Genomic DNA, 15,142 nt, shown 5'->3' on the forward strand with positions numbered 1-15,142 from the left:
CATATTTTGAGTGAACAAAATCAATCGTTTTTGCGATTTTCTTTAGAGGAATCCATTTGGTTTCCGAAAGGCTTTGAAGTATCCGAATTGTATTCTCTCTCTATTGAGCCGGATGTGAACATAATTGAAAAGGATCAGTACGTGGTGATAGAGGGGAGCTTGGAAATTTCGGGTGAATACCGAGGTTTTGCCAATCAGCAAGCTAGTGCGCCGTTAGAGGCGGAACAAAATCATCGCCAGCTTGTTCACGATGTATTTTTAAGGGAAGAAGACAGCTTGAATGTCTTTACCCACCAGTTTCCTGTCGATATCAGTATTCCGGCAAATCGAGTGGAGGACAGGAGTGCTATCGAAGTGGAGATCTCTACCTTTGATTACTCGATGCCCGAGAGCAATTGTATTAAATTAATATCAGAATTAATGATATCTGGTATTTATGATGGAGCTGACAGAGACGAAAGCTCCGTACAAGCTAAAGCACCGGAGCAAATGATCGCCAATCCTTACAGTTATAGTGAAGCAGAGGCTACAGAAGAACCAGGAAGCCCACCGGAGTCTTCTTTTCATGAAATTCCAACGTATGAGTCTTATACGTTTTCGGAAGAGTCCCGTACAGCGGAATCTCAAAGTAAAGAACACGCCTTTGAACCGCTTTCGGAAGAGTCCCATACTTTGGAGTCACAAAGTAAAGAGCAAGCTTTTGAATCGTTTACGGTAGAAGCGTATGCGTTGCCGCGTCAGGAATCGGCAGATAATTTAGAAGAAGAGACAGAAGAGGAAGCAGAGCTGGCACAACCTTCATCATCCTATTCTGATATCCCGTCTTTCTCAAAACCGTTGCAGGAACCGTCCTTTACAATACCGATGCCTGTTTTTAAAGCTCCTGATATGGATTTTAGCGGTATATCTGAATATGCCCGCAACAATAATAACAATGAGTCGCAAGCTGAGAGGGCGCAATCGGAGTACTGGAGCGTAGATGATGAGTCTGAGCTGAATGATGAGTCTGATTCGATCGATCATGAAGAACCGTCGATTGCTGACTTCAGCCGTTCTGAAGAAGAAAGCATGCAAATCACTTTTCATCGTTCAGAAGAGGTGCAAGAAGAGCAGGCAAAAGAAGAATCCGAGCCAGCAGAAAAAGAAAGAAGCGGTTCGATGACGGTCAGTTTGACGGACTTTTTCGGCAAAAAAGACTCACATACACATACGCGCTTAAAAGTGTGCATTGTCCAAGCAGGAGACAACTTATCCGAGATTGCGAGCCGTTATGAGGTCAGTCGCTTAGATTTGCTGAACCTCAATGAATTGGACAGCGAGAGTGATTTGCAGGTAGGTCAAGTGCTTTATATACCGCAAAAAATAGTCCGTAAATAGCATCATGCGGCGAAAGTGAGTGAACAAGGATGACAGCGAGTGAAAATGCATCCGTCAATCTGCATGAAATCAGTCAGCAATATACGCTTCGCATTCACTATTCGGAATCTTTCGGACGCATTCATAAAATTTATACTGACAAAGGAACTTTCGCAATAAAAAGTATTCCTGCTGAGCAAAGCATGTCGTTCATTCGACATGTTCAGCGCCTTTATCAGGGCGGCTATAATCGGGTTGTGCCAATCTACCTCACAAGTGATGGACGTTATGGTGTCTTGCAAGGAAACCGTCTTTATTACTTAATGCCTTGGCTGACTAATGACGAGACTGGCGAGCGTTATGAAAAGCATAAGCAAATGTTTCGAGAATTGGCACGCATTCATAGCTTAACAGTTAAAGAGACACCGATTGAAAAAGAAGAAAGAGAGTTGCATTACGAACGAACAATCGACAGTTGGAAAAAACAACAGTCATTTCTTGAGGAATTTGTCAGTCATTGTGAAGGAAAATGGTATATGTCGCCGTTTGAACTGTTGTTTTGCTCTTACTACTATGACATTTCACAAGCTGTTTCCTTTTCAATCCGTAAGTTCGAAGAATGGTATGAAGAAACGAAAGATAATGAGAAGGTGCGGACAGTCATCGTGCACGGTAAGTTTTCACTGCAACATTTCCTGTTGGATGAAAATGGAATTGGGTACTTTATCAACTTTGAGAATGCTCGAACATTGCCGCAACATTTCGATTTGCTTCCGTTTTTCGTGAAATATTGCCATACGTATCCGACCCGTTGTGATGAATGTGTAGATTGGCTTTATTCTTACTATAAATATTTCCCGATGCGCGATGATGAAATGATGCTATTTATCAGTTACTTGGCTTTTCCAACCAACGTTTTGCAGGCGGCAGAAACATACCATAATGAAAAGTATGAGCGGAAAACAGAATATCAATATGTTAATCAGCTGCAAAAATATTACTGGCAACTGAAAAATGTTGAGTATTTTGTCATGAAGATTGAAGAAATTGAAGGGCAAAAGAAAGCTGCAAAAGCTGCTGCGGCAGAGGCAGCTCAAAATACAAGCCAATAATAAAAAAAGCTTTGGTCTGGGACCCAAAGCTTTTTTATATGCGGATGCAGTAACAAAAAGTGTAGTGAATGCGGGCAGCGAGTCGGATTAATTATTTTTGAATGTTGACTGATTTTTTTAGAATCTGGACCGATTAATTTAGAAAGCGAATTGATTTCTTTGGAGAGAGGACTGATTAAAATTTAAAAGTGGACAGATTACCCTGAAAAGCCACTCGATTATGCTCGGGAGCAAGGGTGAACGAAAAGCCGGTTACACGCTTGTGCTAATTTTAGACATGTGAACATTCACAAAAAGAGGCTGGGACATAACTAGCTTCAAATGACGAAAAACGTGAAATGGACAATTCCATTTCACGTTTTTCTGTTTTTATCTATGAATTCTTAGCTGCTGGCCGCGAACTTCCGTAGATTCACGGCCATTAATGCTATGCCCATTTCATTTTCAACCTTCGACTGTCCGCGGACGGAAAATCGGTTGAAATGCAAATTAGCCTTCAAGAATCCAAAAACTGGTTCCACATCTGTCTTTCGTTGACGGTAGATGGAACTTGTTTCTTCTTCTGAAAGCTTCGCTCTCACATATTCTTTTTGCTGTTCCCATTTCTCATTCACCATTAATTTTCGGTTGTTTCCTTCTTTTGCTTTGGTGCAGGAGGAACGGAATGGGCAGCCTGTGCAGTTTTCACACTCATAGATTTTGAACTCGCGAGTGAATCCTGCTTTATCCGTTCGCGTAGAATGATATTTAAATACCAGAGACTGTTGGTTCGGACAAGTGTACGTGTCTTTTTCCTCATCATACTGCCAGTTGTCGGAATGGAACTCGTTTTGTTTGTACTTTTTCTTCTGTTCTTTTTGATACATTCCATAGGTAATCAACGCTTCCCGTTTGCGGTTCGAAAGGATATCATCATAATTCTGTTCGCTACCATATCCGGCATCCGCGACAATGTGCTTCGGCAATTCAAAATAATGCTGCTCTATTTGATCCAAGAAAGGGATTAAGGTACGGGCATCGGTTGGGTTCGGAAAGATACTGTAAGCCAGCGCGTATTGACCCTCTGTTGCGATTTGGATATTATAGCCTGCTTTCAATTGGCCATTCTTCATATAATCATCTTTCATCCGCATAAATGTCGCATCTGGGTCTGTCTTCGAATAGCTATTTCGTTCGCCAAAGATTTCAAAATCCCTTTGATACTTCTGTTTGCGAGCGATGTGGTCCGCCAATTGCCTTCTGGCTTGTTTCGGGAATTTCCGTTCGCTCCTCAACGCTTTTCGCTCAGCTGTGTCCTCAGATGCTTCAATTTGTTTGTCATATTCAGATACAGCCTCATCCACTTTTTGAACCATTTGAGTGAGCTCTTCCAGGGATAATTGTTCTTCGCTTTCCCGTTCCATCTCAGGAATGATTTCTTTTTCAAGCAGCTCATTGTACAGTTGGTTCGACTTTTCAATCAGCCCTTGATGATATTTTTCAACCGATTTCTTCCAGACAAAGGTGAATTTATTCGCATTGGCCTCGATTTTTGTGCCATCAATAAAGATCGCTTCCTGATCGATGATCTCTTCTGATACGAGTCGACAACGGAATTGGACAAAGCATTGGCGGATTAATTCTTTCACTTCCGGATGGACTCGGAAACGGTTGATGGTGCGGTAGGTTGGTTCATATCCTTGAGCCAGCCACATCATGCGAATGCTGTCTTTCAGTAGTCCTTCGATTTTACGTCCTGAAAAGACAGATTGCGTATAAGCACATAAGATAATTTTCAGCATCATTCTTGGGTGGTAGGCAGGACACCCTGTATTTCGGAGAAATGGTTCCAGTGCTTCTTGTGGGATACTTTCTACTAAATGGTGGATGGAAAAAGCAATATCGTTATTTTGTAATTTCACTTCTAAATCTAAAGGCAAAACTAATTGATTCATGTTATAATCTTTAAACATAAGGACACTTCTTTCTATTAAAATTTTTGGGGTCAGATACTTAAATTTTAACAGATGGTGTCCTTTTTGTTGTAAAAAAAGTATAGCCGGTGGCCCTTTACTTACGTAAAATGCCACCGGCTATTTCTTGTTTAGAGGAGGGTTTTGTCCCAGCCTCTTGGAGTGTTTCTAAACAGCGTATTCATGTTGAAAAAGGTGTATCGACGTCCAGCTCCAGCGCCAAGCACCTTTTGCCCTTCGGCAACCTTCCTTCAATAAGTCAACGTTGAAATGTGGAATCGGTTCGCATACTGACCAGCACAAGACAGATCTCAGGAGGAAATCCGGTTTTGATTTCCGGAGGAGAGATGGCTTATGACCCGAGCTGTAAAAATCATCACTTGGCAGTCATTATTTTTACAAGATATTCGAGGAAGCTTTTCTAAGCTGGCTGGCCGATGCAACTAGACAAATCGAATTACTGTCGTTCTTCGTGTTTCCTTTATATCTGGGAGGGTGGAACAAAGACTAAAACCGCCACGGCCGCATGTCTTCGTCTTTGTGACTCTCATCCTGAGAGCCTCAGTTCATACGGTGCTTTTTAGAGGGCGCTTGCGCTTTTGTTCCTTATGCTCTCAAACTGAATGCTGCGACAATTAGCAGTGCTAACAGAAAAAAATCAAACGGCGTCGGGAAGAAAAATGTGCGAATCGCCTGGAAGACGGTAATCGGAATGATGAACTGACCGCAAACAAATTTGATTTTTTGCGCAAATGGCGGCAAATTATACGGATTGAATCTTCTTTTCATGCGTTTTCAACTCATTTCTCGGCATTATTCATGATTCAGTGTATGGTCGTTTGCCGGAAAAGGTGATATTATATTTGACTGGCCTATGGAAAAGCCGTTGCAACTTGCATACAATATAAAAAAGTGGTTACAATGATTGACGAAAGACTAATCTTTTTTGTAATATAAAAGAACAAAAAAATAAATTTCAATAGCTGAGAATGGGAGTAGTACGTTTGAATTCTGCTGAAAGAGAGAGGGACCAGTAGCTGAAAGGTCTTTTGAGCAAGAGCTGACGGAAGTAGCCCAGGAGCTGCTTTTATGAAGGATCAGTAGTAAAAGCCGGTGCAGAGCCGTTATACATATAAGCGCCAATTAAAGGAGTCTCTTTAATTGGAATAAAGGTGGTACCGCGAACTAACTCTCTTCGTCCTTTTTTAGGAAGAGAGTTTTTTTATGTTTAAATTTTTATACTAGGAGGAATTTTCAATGGCAATGAATGAAACAACAATGCCGACTAAGTACGATCCGCAAAACATTGAAAAAGGCCGCTATGACTGGTGGATTAAAGGGGACTTTTTCAAAGCGAATTCTGATGAGTCAAAACAACCATATACAATTGTGATCCCACCGCCGAACGTAACAGGTAAGCTTCACTTAGGTCACGCTTGGGATACAACACTGCAAGATATTTTAACGCGCATGAAGCGTATGCAAGGCTATGATGTATTATGGCTGCCAGGTATGGACCATGCTGGTATCGCAACGCAAGCGAAGGTAGAAGAAAAGCTAAGAGGCGAAGGTATCAGCCGTTATGATCTTGGACGTGAGAAATTTGTTGAAGAAACATGGAAATGGAAAGAAGAATACGCTGGCCATATTCGTGAGCAATGGGCGAAAATGGGTCTAGGTTTAGACTACTCTCGCGAACGCTTTACATTAGATGAAGGTTTATCAAAAGCTGTAAACGAAGTATTCGTTTCTTTATACAAAAAAGGTTTGATTTACCGCGGCGAATACATCATCAACTGGGATCCTTCAACTAAAACTGCGTTATCTGACATTGAAGTTATTTACAAAGATGTTCAAGGTGCTTTCTACCACATGAAGTATCCGTTAGCTGACGGTTCAGGTTATGTGGAAGTAGCTACAACTCGTCCGGAAACAATGCTTGGTGACTCAGGTGTTGCTGTTAACCCTGAAGATGACCGCTACAAGCACTTAATCGGAAAAACAGTTATTCTTCCAATCGTTGGTCGTGAAATTCCAATCGTAGCAGATGACTATGTTGATATGGAATTCGGTACAGGGGTTGTAAAAATGACACCTGCACACGACCCTAACGACTTTGAAGTAGGTAACCGCCATAACCTTGAGCGCATCCTAGTTATGAACGAAGACGGAACAATGAACGCTCGTGCCGGCAAATACGAAGGTATGGACCGTTTCGAATGCCGTAAGCAAATCGTCAAAGACCTTCAAGAGCAAGGCGTTCTAATCAAAATCGAAGAGCATATGCACTCAGTAGGTCACTCTGAGCGTAGTGGAGCTGTAGTTGAGCCTTACCTTTCTACGCAATGGTTCGTTAAAATGGGACCATTAGCGGAAGAAGCAATCGCACTTCAGGCAAACGAAGACGAAAAAGTAAACTTCGTACCGGAACGTTTCGAGAAAACATATTTACGTTGGATGGAAAACATTCGTGATTGGTGTATTTCTCGTCAATTATGGTGGGGCCACCGCATCCCGGCTTGGTATCATAACGAAACTGGCGAAGTATATGTAGGAACTGAAGCTCCTGCTGATGCTGAAAACTGGACACAAGATAACGACGTTCTTGATACATGGTTCAGTTCAGCATTATGGCCGTTCTCAACACTTGGTTGGCCAAACGAAGAAAGCGCTGATTTCAAACGTTACTACCCAACTTCTGCGCTAGTAACAGGCTATGACATCATCTTCTTCTGGGTATCTCGTATGATTTTCCAAGGAAGACAATTCACTGGCCAACGTCCATTCAAAGACGTATTAATCCACGGATTAGTTCGTGACAGTGAAGGTCGCAAAATGAGTAAGTCACTTGGTAACGGTGTTGATCCAATGGAGGTTATCGAGAAATACGGCTGTGACTCATTACGCTTCTTCTTATCAACAGGCAGTGCGCCAGGTCAAGACTTACGTTTCTCTATTGAAAAAGTTGAGTCGGTATGGAACTTTGCCAATAAAATTTGGAATGCATCCCGTTTCGCATTAATGAACATGGATGGCATGACATATGAAGAAATCGACTTAACAGGCAAAAAATCTGTTGCAGATAAATGGATTCTTACTCGCCTAAACGAAACAATTGAAACAGTGACTCGTCTTGCTGACAAATACGAGTTCGGTGAAGTGGGTCGTGTACTTTACAACTTCATCTGGGATGATTTCTGTGATTGGTATATCGAAATGGCGAAACTTCCATTATACGGTGAAGATGAAGAAGCGAAGAAAACAACTCGTTCAATCTTAGCTTACGTACTGGATAACACAATGCGTCTATTGCACCCATTCATGCCATTCATCACAGAAGAAATCTGGCAAAACCTTCCACATCAAGGTGAATCAATTACAGTAGCGGCATGGCCAACTGTTAAGGCTGAGCTTTCTGATGAGCAAGCGGCTGAAGACATGAAGCTATTGGTTGAAATTATTCGCTCTGTACGTAACATCCGTGCGGAAGTGAACACACCATTAAGCAAAAAAATCAACTTGATCTTAAAAGCAAAAGATGAGAAGGTTGCTGCTGCTTTAACGGAAAACAAAGGCTACATTGAGCGCTTCTGTAATCCGGAAAGTTTAACAATCGGGACAGACGTTGAAGAACCAGGTCAAGCAATGACAGCTGTTGTTACAGGTGTTGAAGTAATTATCCCGCTTCTTGGTTTAATCAACGTTGAAGAAGAAGTAAAACGTCTTGAAAAAGAACTGGATAAATTAAACAAAGAAGTAGAGCGCGTTCAGAAGAAACTAGGCAACGAAGGTTTCGTGAAGAAAGCTCCTGAAAAAGTAATTGAAGAAGAGCGTGCGAAAGAGAGAGACTACAGCGAAAAACGCGATGCTGTTATTCGTCGTATTGAAGAATTGAAACAACTGTAAGTGCGTAAAGAGGACCATCGACTTTTGATGGTCCTCTTTGTGTTATGCTGGGGCGGAGATTTGGCTCGATTATTATTGAATGTGGACCGATTAATTCTATTTACGGATTGATTGTTTGCAAAAGTAGACTGATTAATTTTAAAACTAGACCGATTCCGGAGATATGTCGCTCGATTAGGCAGAGGAGCAAGGTGACCGAAGGCCGGTTACTCCTTTTTGTGACTTCGGAACGGTAACTTGCAAGTAAAAGTGGCGTAATTGTTTTAAAAAGTGGATTAAATATTACTGTAGGCAAGTGGATTTCTTTCCAACTTGTCTACATAAACCAATATCATATATGATGGAAGATAGTTTATACAATTGCATGTGAGAGGAAGACAGAAATGATTACAAAAATAGACGATATGTATACGTATTTTGCTAAGCGCGAAAAGCGTTTCGGCATGAATTTTGGCCTGGAGAGAATGCATGAGCTGCTGGCTCACTTGCACGTTTCTCATGAGGAGCTTCCTTTTGTGCATATTGCAGGCACGAACGGCAAAGGTTCAACATTGAACTATTTGAAAAATATTATGATGGCACAAGGCTACCGTGTCGGCACATTTACATCGCCTCATATCGAAACAATTAAAGAACGCATTATGATTAATGATGAATATATCGAGGAAGAGGAATTTCTGGCACTGTTCCGCAAAGTGATGCAAGTAATGGAAGAAATGGAACAGGAAGATGTTTATCCAACTCAGTTTGAGATTTTGACGATTATCGCATTAATGTATTTCCAAGAGAAGAAGCCGGACCTTGTCATTTTGGAAACAGGACTTGGCGGCAGATTAGACTCTACTAATGTCATTACGCCATTGCTTTCAATTATTACTAATATATCGTTTGATCATATGAATATTTTAGGCAATACGATCCGGGAAATTGCTGGTGAAAAGGCAGGAATCATTAAAGATAACTCCTATGTCGTGACAGGCGTAAAAAATGAAGAAGCACTAAATATTATTGAGCGCACAGCTAAGGAAAAAAACAGTGAGCTGTTCAAATTGGGAGAACAGTTTACCGCAATAGCTCAACCGGCTGACCAAGACGGTGAATGTTTCACTTATTCTTTTGGCACTCATCATTTAGATGACATGTCGATTGCCATGATCGGCACTCATCAAATCGACAATGCTGCCTGTGCCGTGACGGCTGCGATCTTATTGAAGGAGAAATATGATTACTCACTGACAGAGGAGAAAATGCGCATTGGACTGCAAAAAGCAATGTGGAAGGGCCGTCTGGAGCAAATCAGCAAAGATCCGGCTGTCATTGTCGATGGCTCGCATAATGAAGAGGGAATCAACACATTAATTGAGACATTGCAAAACCGTTATGCGGATAAAAAAGTCATCTTCGTCACTGCAGCGTTGGCAGATAAAGATGTTGCTTCGATGATTGAAAAGCTTGAAAAAGTCGCGCATCATATTATTTTTACGCAATTTACAATGGACCGAGCCCTTGAAGCAACTGAATTTGCAAAGCATTGCCGAAATGTGCCGCACAGTGTCTTTGAGGATTATAAAGAGGCGCTCAATGAAAGTCTGCAAATGGCTGATGAAGATGCGGTGATTGTTGTAACAGGCTCATTATATTTTTTGTATTACGCACGTCCATACTTACAAACAAAGATTATTTGAAAAATTAGCCATATTGATTGAGAGATTAATGGGTAAAATGATATAATTTTCTTAATTTTCCTTAAAGGTGTGTGGCGAATATGGTGAAAAACGGTAAACATTTACTGTTGTGGGTTTCATGGTTTGCTGTTTTTCCATTAGGAATATGGCTGATTTATAAATGGGCTCCTTACAGTTATTTGGAATTCAACGGACATATGGCGGCTTTCCTTGCTTTAATGTTATTAGTAGCAGCCTTTCCGCTTATCATTAATAAAACAGTCATATTTGTTTTGCAAGGTGTATCACTTGCGGCTTTTTTGCAATTCGGTTTATTGGCAGAACTGCTGCTTACTCAAATTGCCGTAATTGCAATGCTGGCTACACTTAGAATACCGAAAACAGAATATTATCGTTACCCGTTGAATTTATTAATGTTCTATGCAGTTTCCATCTGCAGTGCCGTCGCTTACTATTTGGCAGGCGGGACACATCAGCAAATTGATGTGACTGAACCACGGGACTTATTTGCTATTTTGGTTTATATGCTGGCCTTTTTTATCAGTAACCAATTGATTATCTCGCTTATTATTTATTTTAAGCACCGAAATAAGCGCATTTTGTTTGGTAAAGATTTGCTGTGGGAAGGTCTGTCATCTATTGTCGTTTTTCCGATAGGTATCATTCTTTATATGTTATACCAAGAGGTCGATTTATTAGCTTTTCTTTTAGTAGGCATACCGCTGCTGAGCGTTGCCCTAATTATGAAGGTGCACTATTCGTCTGTGAAAATTAATGAAAGTTTGCAGAGAGCGTCAGTAATAGGACATCAACTAGCCGAAAGGTATTCTGTTTCAGAGGTTGAAGACCTTTTCATGGCGAAGGTTTCAAAATTATTTCCCGGGGAACATACGTATCTATTTGAAATTAATGAAGATTCCCGTTTGCAGCTTTTACGCTACTTAAACACACAAAATCGTAAGGAAAATGAAGATTTGACCGAATTGATGCTTGCTCTCAGTTACTATACTTGTAAAGAAGATCAGGCATTTTTGTTCAAAAATCAAAAAGAATGGCGCAAGCATATGGTGTGCAAGAAACAGGGTGCTGAAGTGGAAAGTATTTTGGCAATCCCTATTAAAAGGAACTCACAGTTAAAAGGTGTTTTAATAGTAGCAGCTAATCAAGCTCGCTTGTATGATAAATCGCAGCAAATGATTTTAGAAATATTATGTTCTCACTTCTCAATTGCTATCGAAAATGCGCAGTATTTTGAAGAAACAAAGATGAAAAGTGAACGCTGTGCACTAACAGGTGTTTATAACTATGGATATTTCGAAAGTCTTATAGAAACACAATTTCTTGCTTTCAAGCTAGGACAATTGGAGCATCTCTCTTTTATTATGTGTGATTTGGACTTTTTCAAGCGTGTCAACGATACATATGGACATGAAAACGGAAATGATGTAATCCGGCAAGTAGCCTCTCTATTAGAAGTAACAGTTGGAGAAAGAGGCACTTTGGCAAGATATGGAGGCGAAGAGTTTGTCATTCTTCTCCCTAATATAACAATTGAAGCTGCTTTCGCCTTAGCAGAAGAAATTAGGCAAACGATTGCCAATACGCCATTCGCCGTCCGGCAGCAAGAGAGAATGGTTTCAATCGGGGTAACCGCCAGTATCGGTGTTGCCTCAGCAAATCAAGAAGATGCTGACTACGTAACAGTTGTCCGTAATGCCGACAGGGCTATGTATACGGGAGCTAAGCGGGCAGGGCGAAATCGGGCAGCAGTTTATGTGAAATGAGAGGCAGATTTTGAGTTGGCTTTACTTTCTGGAAGTTATTTAAATAATAATTGAAGAGCCCAAGGATAATCAGAAACCGCTGATCATCCTTGGGTTTTATTGTATAGAAATCGTGATTTCTTTTTCTGTTTCATGTTTAATATCTTCGTCATCATTTAGAATAATAGAGTATTCAATTGTAAATTTATCATCTTTTTCATCCTCATCCTCATCCTTACTTAAACCTTTGTAACCGGTAATCTCATATTTAAATTTATTATTCTCGACTTCTACAGTTTTAGAAGTTTCTAGAAGTTTTTTGAAAACTGTTTGGTAATTTTCATAAGTTTCATTGTCTGTATTACCAATTATAAATTCATCATCATCTTTTACATTTTGGTCAGTGACGGCAATTAATCTTTCAACGTATGAAACACCCATTTGCATTAGATTTTCCTCTTGAATTTTTTCTTCTGTTTTATTATTTTGCGAAGAACTGTTTAATAAGTTTCCCATAAGGGTTATCGAAAATATAAAAAACAATGTAATGATAAGCAGTACTAGTATTAGTGTGTAGCCAGCTTCATTTTTTAGATGTTTTTCCATGCTCCCTCTCCTAATCAATTTGAACTTAATTCCACATAGCCATATAAGGCTGTAATAGGATTATTGCCATACTCATTTCTGGAAATGCTTATTTTCATAGGAACTAGGTTAAGTTCTTTTTCTCCACAAATAAATTCAACAGTAGAGTAATAGTCTTCTTTATTATTTGTTTTTTCTATTTGCTTCGTTATTGGAGTTGTAGGACAACTGTTTATTGGGCTTGCTTCAAATTTATTCATCTCATTTCTAAGCTCTCTTTCGGCTAAATTAATAGCTGTCAATTTATCTTCAGTTTTTGAAGATAGTTCGATGGAATTAGCGAAGAATGGTAGAAAAATTGCTAATACAATACTAAGTAAAGTAATAGATGCAAGAACTTCAATGAGAGTAAAGGCCTGATTTGTTTTAATATATCTCACCAATTTTTTCCTCCTTAGGTCTTTATAGTAATTATATAACATATTATAATAGGTAAAAGGATATATTTCAGAAAAGTGAGGAAAATTTGATGAAATTAAAAGATGAAAGAGGTATTACACTTGTTGAAGTTTTACTAGCTTTAACAATAACAGCTATTATTGGTGGATCGATTTATGGTGTTTTACATCAAACGATAAATGCAAAAGAAAAATCAGAGTCACATAATACACTTAGGCAAGAAGCGAATATTGTCATGACGAAGTTACGGGCAATACATGAAAATAGCGGTGATTTAGATGTAGAAAAAGGTGGCGGTAGTTCGGAAGTCATATTTTCATCTAATGGCAGTCCATTTGTAGATGAATCTGAGTATACAATAAAGTTAGATACCTTAAAAAGCTCTGAATGGGATATAGTCGAAATATTAAAAAATGATAGTTCAACTACCAAAACTTTTAATTCAGAGTCTGACATTGAAGTAACTTTCACTATTGAGGACAAACATAACAATGAATATGAGTTGAAAACGACATTATCAGGTGAACAAAGAAAGAAAGATGTTTCGATAAATGGATCATACAGACTTTTAGTGAACAAAGAGGTGTTTTTATATAGTTCAGCATTTGACACTGGTTCTCAAGGCAATCCCAATATTTATGGAGATGGTGCTTCAATTGTGATTACAGGTAAAAATGGATTAGATTTTAGTGGATTAAAAGGAAATTCATCGTCGATAGAAGTGACTAGTTTTTATATCAATGGCCCATTGATTAGAGACGGTAATTCCAAGTTGGGGGATATTGGAACAGATAACCCTAAAGGAGAATTGTATGTAAATGGGGATATGATATTAAAGACGAATGGTGGAGGAGAAATAAACAATATATATGGACAAGTATATGTAAATGGGAATCTCAATATAGACGGGAAATTCAGAGTTGTAGATTCTTTAAAATATAAAGGCACTTATACAGGTAAGAATACTGATAAGACTAACATTGAGCGGGACCCGAATATTCCGTCTTTCGAATTTTATAGTTTTACAACAAGGAACCCAGATTGGTATACAGTGAAGAGAGGGTATACAGTACATAAAGCGACTATTAATAAAACAATTTCTATTGGTGATAATAGTAAAGTTTATATTGAAAGTAAAAATATAACGGCAGATGTTAGTGGAGAGAATATGGTAGTCGTCAGTGAAGGTGACATAATAGTTAGTGGAGGCGGGAGCGGTGTTTTATTTGCCCCTAAAGGAAATGTAACGTTTGATAAGGGTACTTTCACAGGAGTAATTGTTGCAAAAAATATCAACTTAAATAAAGCTGTATTGAAATCTCCACCGGACATTCAGCAATTTTTTAAAGATCTTTCTATAGGTAGTGATGAAGAGTTTCCTTTAATAATTGATGAACTTTTACCTAGTAATTAAATTATAGAAGCATGTATTTAATTCGGAAAAGAGTTTTATAAAAGGCTCTAAGCTGTTTCTAGATTATGTGTTACAGCATAATGGAACAGCTTAGGCCTTTATTTGTATCAATAGTAGATTTCATACGGGAATAATTAGCTATAATCATTACTTCCTAATGATTGATACTTTTATACATTATTTTTCATTAGTTTATGGTAAAATGTGATTACGTTGGATTTATTTTCATTATTAGTAGGTATTTTGATTTGGGAGGATGGTATGACTGATGTTTGTTAATATAGGGCTCTTAACTGTTTCAATTTTGTTCTTATATTTTATCCTGCATTTATTGCCTCTTGGTTTATCTAGTAAAGGGAAACTCATTACGGTCGTTCTATCAGGTGCTATTGCTGTTTTATGTATTTTAAGCGGAGCTTATTTACCTGCATGGCAACTGATTGCAGCTACTGTATTGATTCTCCTGCTTTCTTCTTACTTTATAGGTAATAAATTGTATTCGCTTATTTTTATTAAGGAAGCAACTCGAGCTGGTAACCATGGGATTGAAAATACTGCAATGAAGGTCAACTTTGTGTCGGGAGTAAACGTAGTTAATTCGATAGAAGATGACCAAGGTATGCAGTTAGCGGTCAAAGAAGATAGCATCGATGAAGTTAAGTTTAATTCCAATTCTATTAATGAAGAATTGGTCAAAGTAGATTTAAATAATGATTTAAACGTTCAAGAAAGTGAATCTAATAATGTCAGTCTAGGAGAATACGAAATTGAGCCGCTATCATTTAATCAAAAGCCAATAGATGAGAAACAAAATGCCGAACCGATTGATAATTATGTTTCACCATTAAATGAATTATTTGAAGAAGAGTTAAAGAAAGAGGCAATTGCTAAATAAATGTTTCTGTTTGGA

The 15,142-nt window shown here is 38.9% G+C and carries 11 protein-coding genes and 1 other annotated feature; of the genes, 7 read left to right on the top strand and 4 right to left on the bottom strand.

Annotated features, from left to right (window positions below):
• Positions 1-6: 6 nt before the first annotated feature.
• On the top strand, positions 7-1,377 hold the full coding sequence (locus tag IEO70_RS05495; protein WP_190997361.1) for a LysM peptidoglycan-binding domain-containing protein: 1,371 nt from the start codon (positions 7-9) through the stop codon (positions 1,375-1,377).
• 29 nt (positions 1,378-1,406) lie between these two features.
• Positions 1,407-2,468 carry a spore coat protein YsxE gene (gene ysxE / locus IEO70_RS05500; protein WP_190997362.1) on the top strand — a complete coding sequence of 354 codons (1,062 nt, stop codon included), beginning with the start codon at positions 1,407-1,409 and terminating at the stop codon, positions 2,466-2,468.
• 383 nt (positions 2,469-2,851) lie between these two features.
• Here the strand turns inward: ysxE and IEO70_RS05505 are convergent, their stop codons facing one another.
• Together IEO70_RS05505 and IEO70_RS05510 are read right to left on the bottom strand one after the other, a co-directional pair.
• Positions 2,852-4,420, bottom strand: a complete 1,569-nt coding sequence (locus tag IEO70_RS05505; RefSeq protein WP_190997363.1) for an IS1182 family transposase — start codon at positions 4,418-4,420, stop codon at positions 2,852-2,854.
• A 606-nt stretch (positions 4,421-5,026) separates the two neighbouring features.
• Positions 5,027-5,209, bottom strand: coding sequence for a hypothetical protein (locus tag IEO70_RS05510; RefSeq protein ID WP_190997364.1), 183 nt, complete (start codon positions 5,207-5,209; stop codon positions 5,027-5,029).
• Positions 5,210-5,396: 187 nt separating this feature from the next.
• Positions 5,397-5,626 (top strand) — a binding site (T-box leader).
• Positions 5,627-5,677: 51 nt separating this feature from the next.
• On the opposite strand from IEO70_RS05510, the gene IEO70_RS05515 reads away from it, so the two are divergent.
• The 3 genes from IEO70_RS05515 (at position 5,678) to IEO70_RS05525 (ending at position 11,795) form a co-directional block, all read left to right on the top strand.
• A complete protein-coding gene (locus IEO70_RS05515) occupies positions 5,678-8,326 on the top strand; it encodes a valine--tRNA ligase (RefSeq protein WP_190997365.1) in 2,649 nt (882 codons plus the stop codon).
• A 383-nt stretch (positions 8,327-8,709) separates the two neighbouring features.
• Positions 8,710-10,011 carry a bifunctional folylpolyglutamate synthase/dihydrofolate synthase gene (locus tag IEO70_RS05520; protein ID WP_190997366.1) on the top strand — a complete coding sequence of 434 codons (1,302 nt, stop codon included), beginning with the start codon at positions 8,710-8,712 and terminating at the stop codon, positions 10,009-10,011.
• Positions 10,012-10,091: 80 nt separating this feature from the next.
• Positions 10,092-11,795 (top strand): sensor domain-containing diguanylate cyclase, encoded by a 1,704-nt coding sequence (locus IEO70_RS05525; RefSeq protein ID WP_190997367.1) that lies wholly within the window; start codon positions 10,092-10,094, stop codon positions 11,793-11,795.
• A gap of 96 nt (positions 11,796-11,891) precedes the next feature.
• Here the strand turns inward: IEO70_RS05525 and IEO70_RS05530 are convergent, their stop codons facing one another.
• A complete protein-coding gene (locus tag IEO70_RS05530) occupies positions 11,892-12,380 on the bottom strand; it encodes a hypothetical protein (protein ID WP_190997368.1) in 489 nt (162 codons plus the stop codon).
• A 14-nt stretch (positions 12,381-12,394) separates the two neighbouring features.
• Positions 12,395-12,799 carry a type II secretion system protein gene (locus tag IEO70_RS05535; protein WP_190997369.1) on the bottom strand — a complete coding sequence of 135 codons (405 nt, stop codon included), beginning with the start codon at positions 12,797-12,799 and terminating at the stop codon, positions 12,395-12,397.
• 89 nt (positions 12,800-12,888) lie between these two features.
• Here IEO70_RS05535 and IEO70_RS05540 point away from each other — a divergent pair, with 89 nt between their 5' ends.
• The gene (locus tag IEO70_RS05540; RefSeq protein ID WP_190997370.1) at positions 12,889-14,232 is read left to right on the top strand and encodes a PulJ/GspJ family protein; all 1,344 of its coding nucleotides are present in this window, start codon (positions 12,889-12,891) and stop codon (positions 14,230-14,232) included.
• A gap of 268 nt (positions 14,233-14,500) precedes the next feature.
• The gene (locus IEO70_RS05545; RefSeq protein WP_190997371.1) at positions 14,501-15,127 is read left to right on the top strand and encodes a hypothetical protein; all 627 of its coding nucleotides are present in this window, start codon (positions 14,501-14,503) and stop codon (positions 15,125-15,127) included.
• Positions 15,128-15,142 lie beyond the last annotated feature (15 nt).

Origin of the sequence: Peribacillus faecalis (assembly GCF_014712675.1) — a bacterium.
Taxonomy (GTDB): domain Bacteria; phylum Bacillota; class Bacilli; order Bacillales; family DSM-1321; genus Bacillus_AD; species Bacillus_AD faecalis.

Bases quoted from the DNA above. Each gene is read 5' to 3' on its own strand.
- IEO70_RS05540 (WP_190997370.1), top strand. From the start codon at position 12,889: ATGAAATTAAAAGATGAAAGAGGTATTACACTTGTTGAAGTTTTACTA.
- IEO70_RS05525 (WP_190997367.1), top strand. From the start codon at position 10,092: ATGGTGAAAAACGGTAAACATTTACTGTTGTGGGTTTCATGGTTTGCT.
- IEO70_RS05505 (WP_190997363.1), bottom strand. From the start codon at position 4,420: ATGTTTAAAGATTATAACATGAATCAATTAGTTTTGCCTTTAGATTTA.
- ysxE (WP_190997362.1), top strand. From the start codon at position 1,407: ATGACAGCGAGTGAAAATGCATCCGTCAATCTGCATGAAATCAGTCAG.
- IEO70_RS05510 (WP_190997364.1), bottom strand. From the start codon at position 5,209: ATGAAAAGAAGATTCAATCCGTATAATTTGCCGCCATTTGCGCAAAAA.
- IEO70_RS05530 (WP_190997368.1), bottom strand. From the start codon at position 12,380: ATGGAAAAACATCTAAAAAATGAAGCTGGCTACACACTAATACTAGTA.
- IEO70_RS05515 (WP_190997365.1), top strand. From the start codon at position 5,678: ATGGCAATGAATGAAACAACAATGCCGACTAAGTACGATCCGCAAAAC.
- IEO70_RS05545 (WP_190997371.1), top strand. From the start codon at position 14,501: ATGTTTGTTAATATAGGGCTCTTAACTGTTTCAATTTTGTTCTTATAT.
- IEO70_RS05520 (WP_190997366.1), top strand. From the start codon at position 8,710: ATGATTACAAAAATAGACGATATGTATACGTATTTTGCTAAGCGCGAA.